General features: G+C 69.3%; 14 protein-coding genes. 10 read left to right on the top strand and 4 right to left on the bottom strand.

Annotation, left to right across the window (positions count from 1 at the left end; translation table 11 throughout):
- The first annotated feature begins 141 nt into the window (after nucleotides 1-141).
- The 4 genes from AC1RSK_RS13830 to AC1RSK_RS13815 all read left to right on the top strand — a co-directional run bounded on the left by AC1RSK_RS13830 (nucleotide 142) and on the right by AC1RSK_RS13815 (nucleotide 6,444).
- Nucleotides 142-1,035 carry an alpha/beta fold hydrolase gene (locus AC1RSK_RS13830; RefSeq protein WP_492908143.1) on the top strand — a complete coding sequence of 298 codons (894 nt, stop codon included), beginning with the start codon at nucleotides 142-144 and terminating at the stop codon, nucleotides 1,033-1,035.
- Nucleotides 1,036-1,318: 283 nt separating this feature from the next.
- Nucleotides 1,319-3,604 carry an NADP-dependent malic enzyme gene (locus AC1RSK_RS13825; RefSeq protein WP_492908142.1) on the top strand — a complete coding sequence of 762 codons (2,286 nt, stop codon included), beginning with the start codon at nucleotides 1,319-1,321 and terminating at the stop codon, nucleotides 3,602-3,604.
- A 149-nt stretch (nucleotides 3,605-3,753) separates the two neighbouring features.
- Complete coding sequence (locus AC1RSK_RS13820) at nucleotides 3,754-5,064, top strand: Hsp70 family protein (RefSeq protein ID WP_492908140.1); 1,311 nt, start codon at nucleotides 3,754-3,756, stop codon at nucleotides 5,062-5,064.
- A gap of 201 nt (nucleotides 5,065-5,265) precedes the next feature.
- Nucleotides 5,266-6,444, top strand: a complete 1,179-nt coding sequence (locus tag AC1RSK_RS13815; RefSeq protein ID WP_492908139.1) for a low temperature requirement protein A — start codon at nucleotides 5,266-5,268, stop codon at nucleotides 6,442-6,444.
- Here the strand turns inward: AC1RSK_RS13815 and AC1RSK_RS13810 are convergent.
- On the bottom strand, nucleotides 6,441-7,541 hold the full coding sequence (locus AC1RSK_RS13810; RefSeq protein WP_492908138.1) for a Rieske 2Fe-2S domain-containing protein: 1,101 nt from the start codon (nucleotides 7,539-7,541) through the stop codon (nucleotides 6,441-6,443). The two genes, AC1RSK_RS13815 and AC1RSK_RS13810, sit on opposite strands and share 4 nt — an antisense overlap.
- Nucleotides 7,542-7,687: 146 nt before the next feature.
- On the opposite strand from AC1RSK_RS13810, the gene AC1RSK_RS13805 reads away from it, so the two are divergent.
- Genes AC1RSK_RS13805 through AC1RSK_RS13795 form a run of 3 tightly spaced genes read left to right on the top strand, consistent with a single transcriptional unit; the run spans nucleotide 7,688 to nucleotide 9,815 of the window.
- A complete protein-coding gene (locus AC1RSK_RS13805; RefSeq protein ID WP_492908137.1) occupies nucleotides 7,688-8,311 on the top strand; it encodes a LemA family protein in 624 nt (207 codons plus the stop codon).
- A gap of 6 nt (nucleotides 8,312-8,317) precedes the next feature.
- Complete coding sequence (locus AC1RSK_RS13800; RefSeq protein WP_492908136.1) at nucleotides 8,318-9,115, top strand: TPM domain-containing protein; 798 nt, start codon at nucleotides 8,318-8,320, stop codon at nucleotides 9,113-9,115.
- Nucleotide 9,116: 1 nt separating this feature from the next.
- Nucleotides 9,117-9,815, top strand: a complete 699-nt coding sequence (locus AC1RSK_RS13795; protein WP_492908134.1) for a TPM domain-containing protein — start codon at nucleotides 9,117-9,119, stop codon at nucleotides 9,813-9,815.
- A gap of 200 nt (nucleotides 9,816-10,015) precedes the next feature.
- Here the strand turns inward: AC1RSK_RS13795 and AC1RSK_RS13790 are convergent, their stop codons facing one another.
- Complete coding sequence (locus AC1RSK_RS13790) at nucleotides 10,016-10,732, bottom strand: GGDEF domain-containing protein (RefSeq protein ID WP_492908133.1); 717 nt, start codon at nucleotides 10,730-10,732, stop codon at nucleotides 10,016-10,018.
- 112 nt (nucleotides 10,733-10,844) lie between these two features.
- On the opposite strand from AC1RSK_RS13790, the gene purE reads away from it, so the two are divergent.
- Nucleotides 10,845-11,333, top strand: a complete 489-nt coding sequence (gene purE, locus AC1RSK_RS13785) for a 5-(carboxyamino)imidazole ribonucleotide mutase (RefSeq protein WP_492908132.1) — start codon at nucleotides 10,845-10,847, stop codon at nucleotides 11,331-11,333.
- Nucleotides 11,330-12,412: a 5-(carboxyamino)imidazole ribonucleotide synthase gene (locus AC1RSK_RS13780; protein ID WP_492908357.1), complete on the top strand. Its 1,083-nt coding sequence runs from the start codon at nucleotides 11,330-11,332 to the stop codon at nucleotides 12,410-12,412. The genes purE and AC1RSK_RS13780 overlap by 4 nt, the downstream gene beginning before the upstream one ends.
- A gap of 108 nt (nucleotides 12,413-12,520) precedes the next feature.
- Here AC1RSK_RS13780 and AC1RSK_RS13775 read toward each other — a convergent pair whose 3' ends face one another.
- Both AC1RSK_RS13775 and AC1RSK_RS13770 read right to left on the bottom strand, forming a co-directional pair.
- Nucleotides 12,521-13,024, bottom strand: a complete 504-nt coding sequence (locus tag AC1RSK_RS13775; protein WP_492908131.1) for a GNAT family N-acetyltransferase — start codon at nucleotides 13,022-13,024, stop codon at nucleotides 12,521-12,523.
- A complete protein-coding gene (locus AC1RSK_RS13770; RefSeq protein WP_492908130.1) occupies nucleotides 13,021-13,680 on the bottom strand; it encodes a COQ9 family protein in 660 nt (219 codons plus the stop codon). Before AC1RSK_RS13770 ends, AC1RSK_RS13775 begins: the two co-directional genes overlap by 4 nt.
- Before the next feature lie 208 nt (nucleotides 13,681-13,888).
- Between AC1RSK_RS13770 and rpsU the strand changes: the two genes are divergently transcribed.
- The gene (gene rpsU / locus AC1RSK_RS13765; protein WP_166573050.1) at nucleotides 13,889-14,125 is read left to right on the top strand and encodes a 30S ribosomal protein S21; all 237 of its coding nucleotides are present in this window, start codon (nucleotides 13,889-13,891) and stop codon (nucleotides 14,123-14,125) included.
- Nucleotides 14,126-14,294 lie beyond the last annotated feature (169 nt).

The raw sequence follows: 14,294 nt of genomic DNA, 5'->3' as shown, positions 1-14,294 counted from the left end.
CCCCGCCGGCGCTGCCCCCTCCACCACCGCCGCTGAGTCGCGGCGGCGGTCCCCCTCCCCCGCCACTTCGTGTCGGAGGAGGAATTGACCGTCAGCGCTCCCGCGTCCGACACTGCCCATAATCAAAGTAGAGGAAACCCCATGCCCCAGCTTACCGCCAACGGCATCACCATCGAGTACGACGAGCGCGGGTCGGGCGATCCGCTGCTGCTGATCATGGGCCTGGGCGCCCAGATGACCCGTTGGCCGGAAGGCTTCTGCGACCAGCTGGCGGCGCGCGGCTTCCGCGTCATCCGCTTCGACAACCGCGACGTCGGCCTGTCCAGCAAGATGGACGAGGCCGGCCTGCCCGACATGGCCGCCATCCTCACCGCCTTCGCCAGCGGCGCCCAGCCGCCGGTGGCCTACACCCTGCGCGAAATGGCCGAGGACGCCGTCGGGGTGCTGGACGCGCTCGACATCAAGAAGGCCCATATCGTCGGCGCCTCCCTGGGCGGCATGATCGCCCAGCTGGTGGCCGCCGACCACGCTGACCACACCCTGTCCCTGACCTCGATCATGTCGACCACCGGCAACCGTGACCTGCCCTCCGGCACGCCCGAGGCCATGGCGGCGCTCAGCACCCCGGCGCCCAACCCCCACGACAACCTGGAAGGCTTCCTGGCCCACGGCCTGAAGACCGCCCACATCGTCGGCTCGCCCGGCCACATCGACGAAGCCGTCCTGCGCCAGCGGATGGAAGCCGACTTCAAGCGCTCCTACGCCCCCACCGGCTTCATGCGCCAGTACGCCGCCGTCCTGGCCTCCCCCGACCGCCGCCCCAAGCTGAAGGGCATCAAGGTCCCCACCATGGTCATCCACGGCGAGGTCGACACCCTGGTCAACGTCGCCGGCGGCCGCGACACCGCCGACAACATCCCCGGCGCCGAACTCAAGATCATCCCCGGCATGGGCCACGACGTGCCGCCGGTGTTCTGGGGCGAGATCATCGAAGCCATCGTCAAGGTGGCGGAGAAGGCGAAAGCGGAGGCCTGAGTTTTCCCTTCTCCCGCTTGCCGGGAGAAGGTGGCGGCGAAGCCGACGGATGAGGGCAGAACCGGCCCCGGCAGAATGCTCGCGTTCTGGCGCGGACAGCGCCGCCGCCAACCGTCAAGGGTCGGTTCTGCCCTCATCCGACCCCCTTCGGGGGCCACCTTCTCCCGGCAAGCGGGAGAAGGAACACCGGTGGCCGGTTGTTCGCGGGGCCCTCGGTCGTTAGGTTGCGCGCCTTTCCGACCTACAGGGCGCTGTAGCCGCGCCCGGCGACTTGAAGGCCCCCATGAACGAGTCCGAGAAGAAGACCTTCACCGACGAGGAGGCGCTGGCCTTCCACCAGTTCCCGACGCCGGGGAAGATCGCTATCGCCGCCACCAAGCCGATGGCCACCCAGCGGGACCTCAGCCTCGCCTATTCGCCCGGCGTCGCCGTGCCGGTGCTGGCCATCGCCGCCAATCCGGAACTGGCCTACGACTACACCTCCAAGGGCAACCTGGTGGCGGTGATCTCCAACGGCACCGCCATCCTCGGCCTCGGCAACCTCGGGGCCCTGGCCTCGAAGCCGGTCATGGAAGGCAAGGGCGTCCTCTTCAAACGCTTCGCCGATGTCGACGCCATCGACATCGAGGTCTCCACCGAGGACCCCGACGAGATCATCACCGTGGTCAAGAACATCGGCGTCACCTTCGGCGGCATCAATCTGGAGGACATCAAGTCCCCTGAATGCTTCCGCATCGAGACCGAGCTGCAGGAGCTGCTCGACATCCCGGTCTTCCACGACGACCAGCACGGCACCGCCATCATCACCTGCGCCGGCCTGATCAACGCCTGCGAGATCACCGGCCGCCAGCTGAAGGACGTCAAGGTCGTGCTCAACGGCCCGGGCGCGGCCGGCATCGCCACGCTGGAACTGATGAAGGCCATGGGCGTCACCGCCGCCAACGTCATCGCCGTCGACCGCAAGGGCGTCCTCTACCGGGGCCGCACCGAGGACATGAACCAGTGGAAGAGCGCCCATGCGGTGGAGACGCCGCACCGGACGCTGGTCGAGGCCATCGCCGGCGCCGACGTCTTCGTTGGCCTGTCGGCCAAGGGCGCCCTGACCAAGGAGATGGTGGCCAGCATGGCTCCCAATCCGCTGATCTTCGCCATGGCCAACCCCGACCCGGAGATCACCCCTGAAGAGGTGGCCGAGGTCCGCTCCGACGCCATCGTCGGCACCGGCCGCAGCGACTACGTCAACCAGGTCAACAACGTCCTGGGCTTCCCCTACATCTTCCGCGGCGCGCTCGACGTGCGGGCCCGGCGGGTGAACATGGAGATGAAGATCGCCTGCGCCAACGCGCTGGCCATGCTGGCCCGGGAGGACGTGCCCGACGAGGTCGCCGCCGCCTATCACGGCCGCCACCTGAAGTTCGGCCCCGACTACATCATCCCGACCCCCTTCGATCCGCGCCTGATCTGGTACATCCCGCCCTTCGTCGCCCAGGCGGCGATGGACACCGGCGTAGCCCGCAAGCCGATCGACGACATGGACGCCTACCGCGCCCGCCTGGCCCGCCGCCTCGACCCCACCGCCGGCTTCCTGCAGAAGGTCTCCGGCGGGGTGCAGTCGCAGACCCCCAAGCGCATCGTCTTCGCCGAGGGCGAGGAGCCGAGCGTCATCCGCGCCGCCTACGCCTTCCAGCAGCAGGGCCTCGGCAAGGCCATCCTCTGCGGCCGCGAGGAGCTGGTGCGCGAGAACATGCACCTGGCCGGCCTCGACCCGGCCGAAGTCGACATCGAGATCGTCAACGCCCGCGTCTCGGACCGCAATCCCGACTACGTCGACTTCCTCTATGCCCGGCTGCAGCGCGAGGGCTACCTGAAGCGCGACGTCCAGCGGCTGATCAACCAGGACCGCAACAGCTTCGCCGCCTCGATGCTGGCGCATGGCGACGCCGACGGCATGGTCACCGGCGTCACCCGCAGCTTCGACCAGGTGCTGGAAGAGGTCACCCGGGTCATCGACCCCGCCCCCGGCGGCCGGGTGATGGGCATGTCCATCCTGCTGGCCAAGAACCAGCCGCTGTTCATCGCCGACACCAACGTCACCGAGATGCCCGACGCCGACGACCTGGTCGAAATCGCCTGCGAGGCGGCCCGCTCGGTCAAGAAGCTGGGCTACACGCCCCGCGTCGCCTTCATGAGCTACTCCTCCTTCGGCAACCCGATGGGCGAGCGGTCGGAGAAGGTCCGCGAGGCGGTGGCCATGCTCGACGAGATGGACGGCATCGACTTCGAATACGAGGGTGAGATGCCGCCCGAACTGGCCCTGGAGCCGGAACGCCGCGCCAACTACCCCTTCATGCGCCTGACCGGCCCGGCCAATGTGCTGGTCATGCCGGCCATCCACTCGGCCTCGATCTCGACCAAGCTGGTCCAGAGCCTGGGCGGGGCGACGGTGATCGGCCCGGTGCTGCTGGGCCTGTCCAAGTCGGTGCAGATCTGTCCGCTCAGCGCGTCCGTGTCGCGTATCCTCAACATGGCGATGATGGCGGCCTACGAGCAGCCCGCGCAGGAAGGGTGAGGGGCTATGGCTTCATGATCATGGACATCCTGCGCCAGGCCTGAAGCCGCGACGAGCGTCGCGGCCCAACGCCCGTGACGCGCGCCAAACTCATCACATGACATGACCCCCGTCCGCGGGACGGGGGCGCATCTGCGTTGGAAAACACCATGCCCCCTTCCTATGAGCCCGTCCTGGGCATCGACTTCGGGACGACCAACACCGTCGTCTCGATCACCACCCCCGACGGCGACGCCCGCCTGATCCACTTCCCCAAGGACGACGCCGACATCGTCGCCTTCCGCTCGGCGCTCAGCTTCCATGCGCCGAACGACGACCCCGCCGGCCGCCAGGTCGAGGCCGGCCCCTGGGCCATAGAGACCTATCTGGAGGAGCCGCTGGAGACCCGCTTCATCCAGTCGTTCAAGTCCTACGCCGCCAGTCCGCTGTTCACCGACACCGAGATCCTGCGCAAGCGCTTCGCCTTCCAGGACCTGCTGCTGGCCTTCCTCAGCAAGGTGCGAGACCACGCCGGCCCCGAACTGGCCGACCTGCCAAAGCGCGTCATCGTCGGGCGGCCGGTCAACTTCGCCGGCCTGCGCCCCGACCCCCAGCTGGCCCTGACCCGCTACCAGGACGCCCTTGGATGGATGGGCTTCACTGACATCCGCTACGCCTACGAACCGGTGGCCGCCGCCTTCTTCTTCGCCCGGCAACTGAAACAGGACGCCACCGTCCTGGTCGCCGACTTCGGCGGCGGCACCTCCGACTTTTCCCTGGTCCGTTTCGAGCGCCAGGACGGCCGTGTCCGCTCCCAGGGCCTGGCCAACAGCGGCGTCGGGGTGGCCGGCGACGCCTTCGACTACCGGATCATCGACCATCTGGTCTCGCCGCGCCTCGGCAAGGGGTCCAGCTACCGGGCCTTCGACAACATCCTGCCGATCCCCAACCGCTACTTCACCGCCTTCGCCCGCTGGGAGCAACTTGCGATCCTAAGAGCCAGCCGCGACATGCGCGACATCCGCGGCCTGGTGCGTACCGCCCTGCAGCCGGAGAAGATCGAGAAGCTGGTCGAGATGCTCGACGACAACCACGGCTACCGCCTCTACCAGTCGGTCTCGCGGCTGAAGGAGGCGCTGTCGGTCAGCGAGGAGGCGGAGTTCCTGTTCGAGGAAGGCTCCATCCGCATGCGGTCGGCGGTCAAACGCAGCGACTTCGACAGCTGGATCGCCCCGGAACTGAAGGCCATCGAGGGCGCCGTCGACGAGGCCCTCTCCCGCGCCGGTCTCACCGAGCAGGGCGTCGATCGCGTCTTCCTCACCGGCGGCTCCAGCTTCGTCCCCGCCGTGCGCGCCATCTTCGAACGCCGCTTCGGCGCGGCGAAACTGGAGTCCGGCGCCGAACTCGTCTCCATCGCCACCGGCCTCTCCCTCATCGGCGCCGAACCCGACGCCGACTTGTGGAGCCAGCGGGCGAGTTGAGCTCAAGTCCTCCCTCCCCTTCATGGGGAGGGACAGCGAGGCGAAGCCTCGCAGGGTGGGGTACTCGCGTGACAGAGCGCGCTGCATCCGACTTCCCCACCCGGACGGCTTCGCCGTCGTCCCTCCCCATAAAGGGGAGGGAGGATTCGCGTCCGCGCCAACCCTATTTGACGGGCTCTCCCCCCGCGCTAGCCTCCCCCCATGCTGGACAACCACGCCAATCATTCCCTCCTCCGCACCCGTACCGGCCGCCACGCCCCGGTCGGCAACGTCGAGCTGTTCTTCGACCTGATCTTCGTCTTCGCGATCACCCAGCTCAGCCACACCCTGCTCGCCCACCCCACCCCGGCCGGCCTCCTGCAGACGACCATCCTGCTCGGCGCCGTCTGGTGGGGCTGGATCGACACCGCCTGGGCGACCAACTGGTTGGATGTCGACAAGCCCATCGTCCGCGGTCTGCTGTTCGTCATGATGGGCGCCGGCATGGTCATGTCGGCGGCCCTGCCGGAGGCTTTCGGCCGCCACGGGGCCACCTTCGGCGTCGCCTTCGCCTTCTTCCAGATCCTGCGCACCGGCTTCGTTCTCTGGGCGGTGCGCGGCGACAAGGTGCTGCGCGAGAACTTCCAGCGCATCCTCGTCTGGCACGGCGGCGCGGCGCTGCTGTGGGTGGCCGGTGGCCTGGCCCCTGAAGAGGCCCGCCTGTGGGTCTGGTTGGCCGCTTTGAGCGTCGACAGCATTGCCCCTGCCGTCAGCTTCGTCGTCCCGGGCCTTGGCCGCTCGCGCACCGGCGACTGGACGGTCGAGGGCCATCATCTGGCCGAGCGGCTCAGCCTGTTCACCATCATCGCGCTCGGCGAATCCATCCTGGTCATGGGCGCCACCGCCGCCGGCCTCGCATGGACCTGGCAGACCGCCGTCGGCCTGCTGGTCTCCTTCCTCGGCAGCGTCGCCATGTGGTGGATCTATTTCTCGGCCTCGGCCGGCGCGGCCACCGAGACCATCGCCAACGCCAAGGACCCCGGCCGCATCGCCCGGCTGGCCTACACCTATGTCCATGTCATCCCGATCGCCGGCATCATCGTCACGGCGGTCGGCGACGAGTGGGTGCTGCACCATCCGCTCGGCCACACCGAGCCCAAGGTCGCCCTGGCCGTGCTCGGCGGCCCGGCCCTCTACCTGCTCGGCGTCGGCCTCTTCAAGCTGGCGGTGTTCGGCAGGCATTCGCCCAGCCGCCTGACCGGCATCGCCCTGCTGGCCGCCATCGCCCCCTTCAGCCTGATGCTGCCGCCCCTGGCCTTGGGGGCGCTCGCGACGGGCGTGCTGATCCTTGTCGGGGCCTGGGAAACCATCGCCCTGTCGCGTGGCGCGACCTCAGCCTAGCTGCGCCACTTCAGCGTCACCGGCTTCACCGGGTTCTCGAACGGCCGCTCCGCCGTTCGCGCCGCCGTCCATTCCTTCTTCAGCTGCTGGTACCACTTGGCCTGGGTGTCGGCGTCGTCGACCCACAGCAGGGCCGGGTCGTACTTCAGCCCCTCGTTCTGCAGGTTCACCATCGCCGCGTCCTGGCGCAGGAAGGCCCGCGCCCCGGCCGCCACGAAGGGCTTGAGGAAGAAGAAGGCCGGGTGGTCCGACCACAGGATCTGGGTGATCCGGGTGGCCGTGTCATGGATCGGCGTCAGGCAGGTCAGCGACAGCACCTGCCGCGCCCCGATGGTGATGTGCTCCCAACGCAGCCCCGGCAGCCGGAAGGTGATCTCCGTCAGCGGCTCGCCGCCGAGGATGGCGTATGCCCGGCTGTTCTTCGACGGCTCATGGCGGATCATCGAGAAGCCGGCTTCGCGCGGCTCGAACTTCTTGGCCTTGTCGTGCTGGCTGCCCTTCGACCGCCACCACCACTGCTGGTGCACGTAAGGCCCATGGGCCGGGTCCATCAGCCCGACGACGGCATGGTCGATATGGCTGTCGAAGACCATCCGGTCGATGATCTTCGGCCCGCCGCCGACAACGCCCGGAAACTGCGGCGGCGGCTCGCCGGGCTCGCCGTCGAAGCGGGGATCGGAGGCCATCCAGACCCACACCATCCCCTGGCTCTCGGCCACCGGATAGCGCTTCACCCGGATGCGGGAGACGTCCATCGCCTGGTCGGCGGTCAGCGACGGCACCGCCTGGCACTGCCCCGAGCGGCCGAACCGCCAGCCGTGATAGGGGCATTCGACGCTGGTCTGGCCGTCGGCCTCGGTGGTGATCCGCCCGGCCGACAGGGGCGCGGCCCGGTGCGGGCAGACGTCGCGCAGGGCGAACAGCTGGCCCTTGCGATCCCGCCCGACCAGCACCGGCTCGCCGAGCAGCTCGTGCCGCGCCATCGCGCCGGGCTTCACGTCGCCGCTCAGCGCCGCGAAGTACCAGATGTCGCGCAGGAAGCCGGTCCCGAAGCGGGTCGGGGGAGCTTTCGCCTTGAGGGTTTCGCCGTCGGCCATGTCTGGCTTCATACCGTTTGCGTCGCCTCCCGTCCAAGGCCCCGCATTGATGCAGCGCAAGTCACCGGTGCGCGTTGGTGCTAGGCTGCAAGAAACGCGGGCGCGTGGCGCGCCCAAAGCCGTTTTCCCGGGAGGCCTCCAGCGACATGACCCGAATGACCTCGATGTTCCGCGTCCTGCCCGTCCTGCTGCTCGCCGCCGCCCTGGCCGGCTGCGGCATCAACACCATCCCCACGAAGGACGAGGCCGTGAAGGCCGCCTGGGGCAATGTGCAGAACCAGTACCAGCGCCGCGCCGACCTGATCCCCAACCTGGTCGCCACGGTGAAGGGCTACGCCGCTCAGGAAAAAGACGTGCTGGTCGCCGTGACCCAGGCCCGGGCCAGCGCCACCCAGGTCAAGGTCGACGCCTCGACCATCACAGACCCGGCCAAGTTCGCGCAATACCAGGCCGCGCAGGACAATCTGACCGGCGTGCTGGGCCGGTTGATGATGATCCAGGAGCAGTATCCGGACCTCAAGTCGAACGCCAACTTCCTGGCCCTGCAGAGCCAGCTGGAGGGCACCGAGAACCGCATCAGCGTCGCCCGCACCGACTACAATGAGGCGGTCCAGAGCTACAACACGAGCCTGCGCACCTTCCCGACCTCGATCTGGGCCGCCACCTTCTACAGCGGCCAGAAGCCGGCCCTGCCGTTCCAGGCCGCCGCCGCCGCCCAGACCGCGCCGAGCGTCAACTTTGACACCCCGCCGCCGCCGAAGGCTCCGTAGCGGCCGATGACACGGGTCCTCAAAGGCTGGCTGATCGGCCTGGCCCTGGCCTTCTTCGCCATGCCTGTGCTGGCGGCGACGCCGATCTTCCCGGCCCTGACCGGCCGGGTGGTCGACAAGGCGAACCTGATCTCGCCGGCCGTCGAGGCGGACTTGAGCCGCAAGCTCGAGGGCCTTGAAGCCAGCACCGGCCGCCAACTGGTCGTCGTCACCCTGCCCGACCTCGGCGGCCTGGAGATCGAGGACTACGGCTACCGGCTCGGCCGCGCCTGGGGCCTGGGCGACGCCAAGGCCGACAACGGCGCCCTGCTGATCGTCGCCCCCAACCAGCGCGCCGTGCGCATCGAGGTCGGCTACGGCCTCGAACCCTTCATGACCGACGCCCTCTCCAGCGTCATCATCAACAGCGCCATCCTGCCGAAGTTCAAGGCCGGCGACATGCAGGGCGGCATCGTCGCCGGTACCGACAGCCTGATCCAGCAGCTGACCTTGCCGGTCGGCGAGGCCCGGGCCCAGGTCAAGGCGGCCGAGGCCCCGGCGCGCCAGAGCGGCGGCGGCTTCCCCATCTTCCTGATCCCCATCCTGCTCTTCGTGGCCATCGCCCTCATCAGCCGGCTCGGCGGCCACGGACGCCGGCGCTCCGGCCTCGGCGCGGCCCTGCCCTGGATCCTGCTCAACGCCGCCACCAGCAGCGGCGGCTGGAGCAGCCGGGGCGGCGGCGGCGGCTGGTCGGGCGGCGGGGGAGGCGGCTTCTCCGGCGGCGGCGGCTCGTTCGGCGGCGGCGGCGCGACGGGGCGGTGGTGATATGACGCTGACCTCCGCTGACCAGACCCGCATCGCCGCCGCCGTGGCGGCCGCCGAGACCCGCACGGCCGGCGAGATCTACTGCGTCGTCGCCCCCCGCGCCTCGGCCTACCGCGAGGTCCCCATCGTCTGGGCGACGCTGCTGGCGCTGGCCCTGCCGCCGCTGGCCCTGCTGGCCGGCTTCAGCCCGCGCGCCCTCGACACCCTGTTCGGCGGCTGGACCGTCGGCCACGAGCTCTCCGTCAGCCATACGGTGCTGACCGCCCTGGCCGCCTACATCGCCCTGCAGCTGTTCGTCTTCCTGCTGGTCCTGCTGGCCATGATGATCCCCGCGGTCCGCCGCTTCGCCACCCCATCAGCCTTGAAGACCGACCGCGTCCGCCGCGCCGCCCTCGACCAGTTCCTCGGCCACGGCCTGCACCTGACGAAGGACCGCACCGGCGTCCTGATCTTCGCCGCCCTGGAGGAACGCCGGGCCGAGGTCATCGCCGACGAGACCATCTATCTCGCCTCCCCGCCCAAGGTCTGGGAGGAGGTCGTCGCCCTGCTGGTCGCGGCCCTCAAGCGCGGCGACCTGGCCGGCGGCTATGTCGCCGCCATCGAGAAGTCCGGGGAAATCCTGGCGGCCCATGTGCCGCCGCGCGGCGACAACCCCAACGAACTGTCGGACCGCATCGTGGTTTTGGATGAGAGGCGCTAGGGCCTGAAAACCCCCAACGCTGTCATCCTTCGGTTGGCGGAGCCAATCCGGAGGACCTACGGCAAGGGCGGAACCAGCTGGATTCTCCGCTCCGCCACGATCGCCAACGCCTACTCCCCAAGCTCCAGCCGCCAGGCTTACGGGTGGGTCCTCCGGATCCCCCGGCTTTCGCCGGGGGACCGAAGGATGACAGGGAGGGATTAGTCCTCGCCGCGCTCGCGCTTGCGCACGTACATGGTGGCGTCGGCTTCCGCGAGGGCGGTTTCCGGGTCGGCGCCGGGCTCGATCTGGCGCACCCCGGCGGTGATGTGCAGCGGGGCCGACCAGTCGCCGAACTGCACCGGCGTGCTCTCGATCACCTTGACCAGCCGCTCGGCCTTGGCCTTGGCCGTCGCCAGGTCGGCCTGCACCAGGATGACCGCGAACTCGTCGCCGCCCAGCCGCCCGACGATGTCGCTGTCACGCACATTGGCCACCAGCCGCTCGGCCACGGCTTTCAGCGCCGCATCGCCGGCCGCATGGCCGAAGCGGTCGTTGACGCTCTTGAAGCCGTCGAGGTCGAAATAGACCAGGCTGGCGTCGGCCCCATACCGCGCCGCGAAGGTCGAGATCCGGCCCAGTTCCCGCATGAAGGCCCGCCGATTCAGCACCGGGGTCAGCACATCGCGGTCGGCCAGGCCTTCCATCTCGCTCAGCTGGCCCTTGAGCCGGCCGACCTCGCCGCGCAGGTCGTCGATCTCGCCCAGCAGGGTCTTCAGCGCCCCCTGCACGCTGGGGGTCAGCTCGGCTTCGGTCAGCCCCAGGAACCCCGCCTCGTCAGCCGCCGACGGCGCGCCGGTCGCCTGGGCGCCGGCCGCGGTCAGGGCGCGCCGGCGGATCGCCGAAAAGGCCTCCGCTCTCGCGCCGGATATCTTCATGTCAGAATCACCTCACCCCACCCAACGATGATTCTGATCCATCGGTTGCGGCGCAACAAGGGCTGCTATACTTCGCGCCCTTCACCCGTGGCCATTGAGCAGGGAATCCGACATGAGCGCAGCAGCGCCGGTGGCGATCATCATGGGCAGTCGGTCCGACTGGCCGACGATGAAGCATGCGGCCGACAGCCTCGACGCGCTCGGCGTGGCCTATGAGGCCAAGGTGGTTTCGGCCCACCGCACCCCCGACCGCCTCTACGAATTCGCCAAGGGCGCCAAGGCGGCCGGCATCAAGGTGATCATCGCCGGGGCCGGCGGCGCCGCCCATCTGCCGGGCATGACCGCCTCGATGACCGACCTGCCGGTGCTGGGCGTGCCGGTCGAGAGCAAGCTGCAGAACGGCCTCGACAGTCTGCTGTCCATCGTCCAGATGCCGGGCGGCATCCCGGTGGCGACCCTGGCGGTCGGCGTCGCGGGGGCCAAGAACGCCGGCCTGCTGGCCGCCCAGATCCTCGCCCTGTCGGACGAAGCCCTGGCGGTGCGGCTCGCCGCCTTCCGCGACCGCCAGACCCAGGCGGTCGCCGAGACCGTGGAGGACTGATGACTTTCCCCCTGCCTCCCGGATCGACCATCGGCATCCTGGGCGGGGGGCAGCTGGGACGGATGCTGGCGCTGGCCGCCGCCCGCCTCGGCCTCGACGTGGTCATCTACACCCCCGACGAGGACAGCCCGGCCTCCCGCGTCGTCCGCGAAACCATCGTCGCCCCCTATGACGAGCCGGTCAGCCTGGCCGCCTTCGCCCGCCTCTGCGACGTCATCACCTATGAGTTCGAGAACGTCCCGGCCGCCACGGTCGACGCCCTGATCGACCTGGGCGCATGCGTCGCCCCCGGCCCGATGGCCCTGGCCGTCGCCCAGGACAGGGTCAGCGAAAAGACCTACCTGGCCGCCGTCGGCGCCCCGACCGTCGCCTTCGCCGCCATCGACGCCGCCGCCGACATCCCCGCCGCCGCCCAGGAGCTGGGCCATCCCTGCCTCCTGAAGACCCGCCGCGAGGGCTACGACGGCAAGGGCCAGCTCTGGATCGAGAAGCTGGCCGACGAGGCGGCGGCCTTCGACACGATCGGTGGCAAGCCGGCCATCCTCGAGGCCCGGGCCGACTTCGTGCGCGAGCTGTCGGTGATCGCCGCCCGCGGCCGCGACGGCGAGACGGCCGTCTATCCGCTCGGCGAGAACCACCACGAGGGCGGCGTCCTGCGCCGCACGGTGGCGCCCGCCGCCGCCGACCAGGCCCTGTTCGACCAGGCCGAACGCATCGCCCTGCAGATCATGGATGGCCTGGACTATGTCGGGGTCATGGGCGTCGAACTGTTCCAGCTGGCCGACGGCCAGCTGCTGGTCAACGAGATCGCCCCCCGCGTCCACAACACCGGCCACTGGACCCAGGACGGCTGCGCCGTCGACCAGTTCGAACAGCACATCCGCGCTGTCGCCGGCTGGCCGCTGGGCTCGACCGCCGCCCTGGCCCGGGTGGAGATGCTCAACCTGCTGGGCGAGGAAGCCGAGGCCTGGGCCAAACTGGCCGCCGACGCCGACGCGCGGCTGCACCTGTATGGCAAGCGCGAAACGGTGGCCGGCCGCAAGATGGGCCATGTGAACAGGATGCGGGGGCCCGTATAGCCCTCACCCAATCCACCGCCCACCCTCGCGAAGGCGAGGGTCCATGCATCGCCCCCCCATTGCAAAGGCGCATGGATGCTCGCCTTCGCGAGCATGAGCGGTGATGGGTTAGACGGCGAAGGCCCAGATCGGTCCCGTCCACTGCAGGCCGTCGCCCTGATGGCAGACAATCTCGCGCCCGCCCGCCGCTTGGATCGCCCGCGCCCAGAACGCCTTCGCGGCCGCATTCCGCTCGACGACCGCCACTTCCCACTGCCCGGGATGCAGCGCGAACACCTGCCTCACCGCCTCGGTCCCAACCCCGCCCTTGCGAAACTTCCGCGCCACGAAGAACTCGCCCATGTGCCGGGCATTCACCGCCCCGCGATGGCTCCCCTGGTTGACCAGGGCGAACCCGGCCGGTTTACCGCCGACCTCGATCAGCAGCGGCCAATGGCCCTCATCCCGCCAATAGGGACCCAGCGGGTAATCCTCGAACCGGCCCGTCTCATCGACATCGAAGCGATCCGACCCGGCCGGTTCCAGCTCGGAGAAGTCATGGATGTAGAGCTGCATCAGCCCTTCGATCAGCGGCCGCTCCCCGGCCGCCGCCGGTCGCACGACGACCGTCACGGCCGCCCGTAGCGGATCGACGCCAACGCTCCGGCCACCTCGCGGGCCAGGTCGGCCGGTTTCAGGCCCGCCTTCCACTTCTCGAAGTCCATGACGTTCTGGATACGGGCGTCGAGGGAACTGAGCGCCGCCTCCCGCCCCGAGGCCAGGTCGATGGCCAAGGTCGAAACCAGGATCGCCGACAGAATGGCCCGCTTCGAATAGTGGTTCTCGTCGGTCGCCGTATCCCCGGCCCAGCGCCACAGCACATCGGCGCTCTCCCAGACCAGCCGCAAGGCCAGCGGCAGGTTCAGGGGCAGGCTCAGATACCCCGCCCAACGCCGCAGCGCCTCGCGATCAGAGCTTGCCGCCTCCAGCCGCGCCTCGACGGCGGCGCGGATGCGCTGGCGAATCTTCAGGGACGCCGGGTCCGGCAGGGCGGCCAGGGCGGCGGCGTCATGACGGCGCGACAGCAGGGCGGCCAGGTCCCGCGGCCCGTGCGGCAGCAACAGATCGGTCTCGCCGGCCGTCAGCCCGGCCTTGCGCCCGGCCGCCAGGGCCATCGGCCGGGTCCAGCCCATATGGACGCACAGCGGCAGCGCCTCATCAAGGACGCGAGCCTCGGTTTCGGAGGCCCAATCTCTGCTGCTGGAGGGGGTTTCGGCGGCGGCGGTCATGGTCGTCACTCTATACGTCTCTGTGGCGGGCTGGCGACAAGCTGTTGATCCGACTCATTGATTGGCGCCGCACCGTGGACAAGGCCGCCTCCCTCTGCTATCCCGCGCGCCTTGCTCCGACCGGGTTTCCCTGTCGGGGTCCGCAGATATTTGTTTTCGACCGCCCTGCCGCGCAGGCGTGCGGCGGGCAGCCGAAGGAGAGATACCCCTGGTTCAGATTTTCGTCCGCGACAACAATGTCGACCAGGCGCTTAAGGCCCTGAAGAAGAAGATGCAGCGCGAAGGCTCGTTCCGCGAGATGAAGCGCCACGTCCACTATGAAAAGCCGTCGGAAAAGCGCGCCCGCCAAAAGGCCGAGGCTGTTCGTCGCGCCCGCAAGCTGGCCCGCAAGCGCGCCCAGCGCGAAGGCCTGATCGCCGCCCCGAAGAAGCCCCCGGGCCGGTAGGCGCGCGGTTTCGAAGAGTTTGATGAAGGCCGCCGGGCGACTGGCGGCCTTTTTCTTTTGCCCCACCCCCAACGGCTACCGTCATCCTAGGGCTTGTTGTTCAGCCCGGGGACATAGCGGACACCTGTTCGGGGACATGGCTGACACTTTGCGAGCGGGTCAAGTCGAT

This window comes from Caulobacter sp. GW821-FHT11A05, assembly GCF_058809015.1.
Note: the sequence above shows the minus strand (reverse complement) of the source record. Positions and strands in the feature narration are given on the sequence as shown.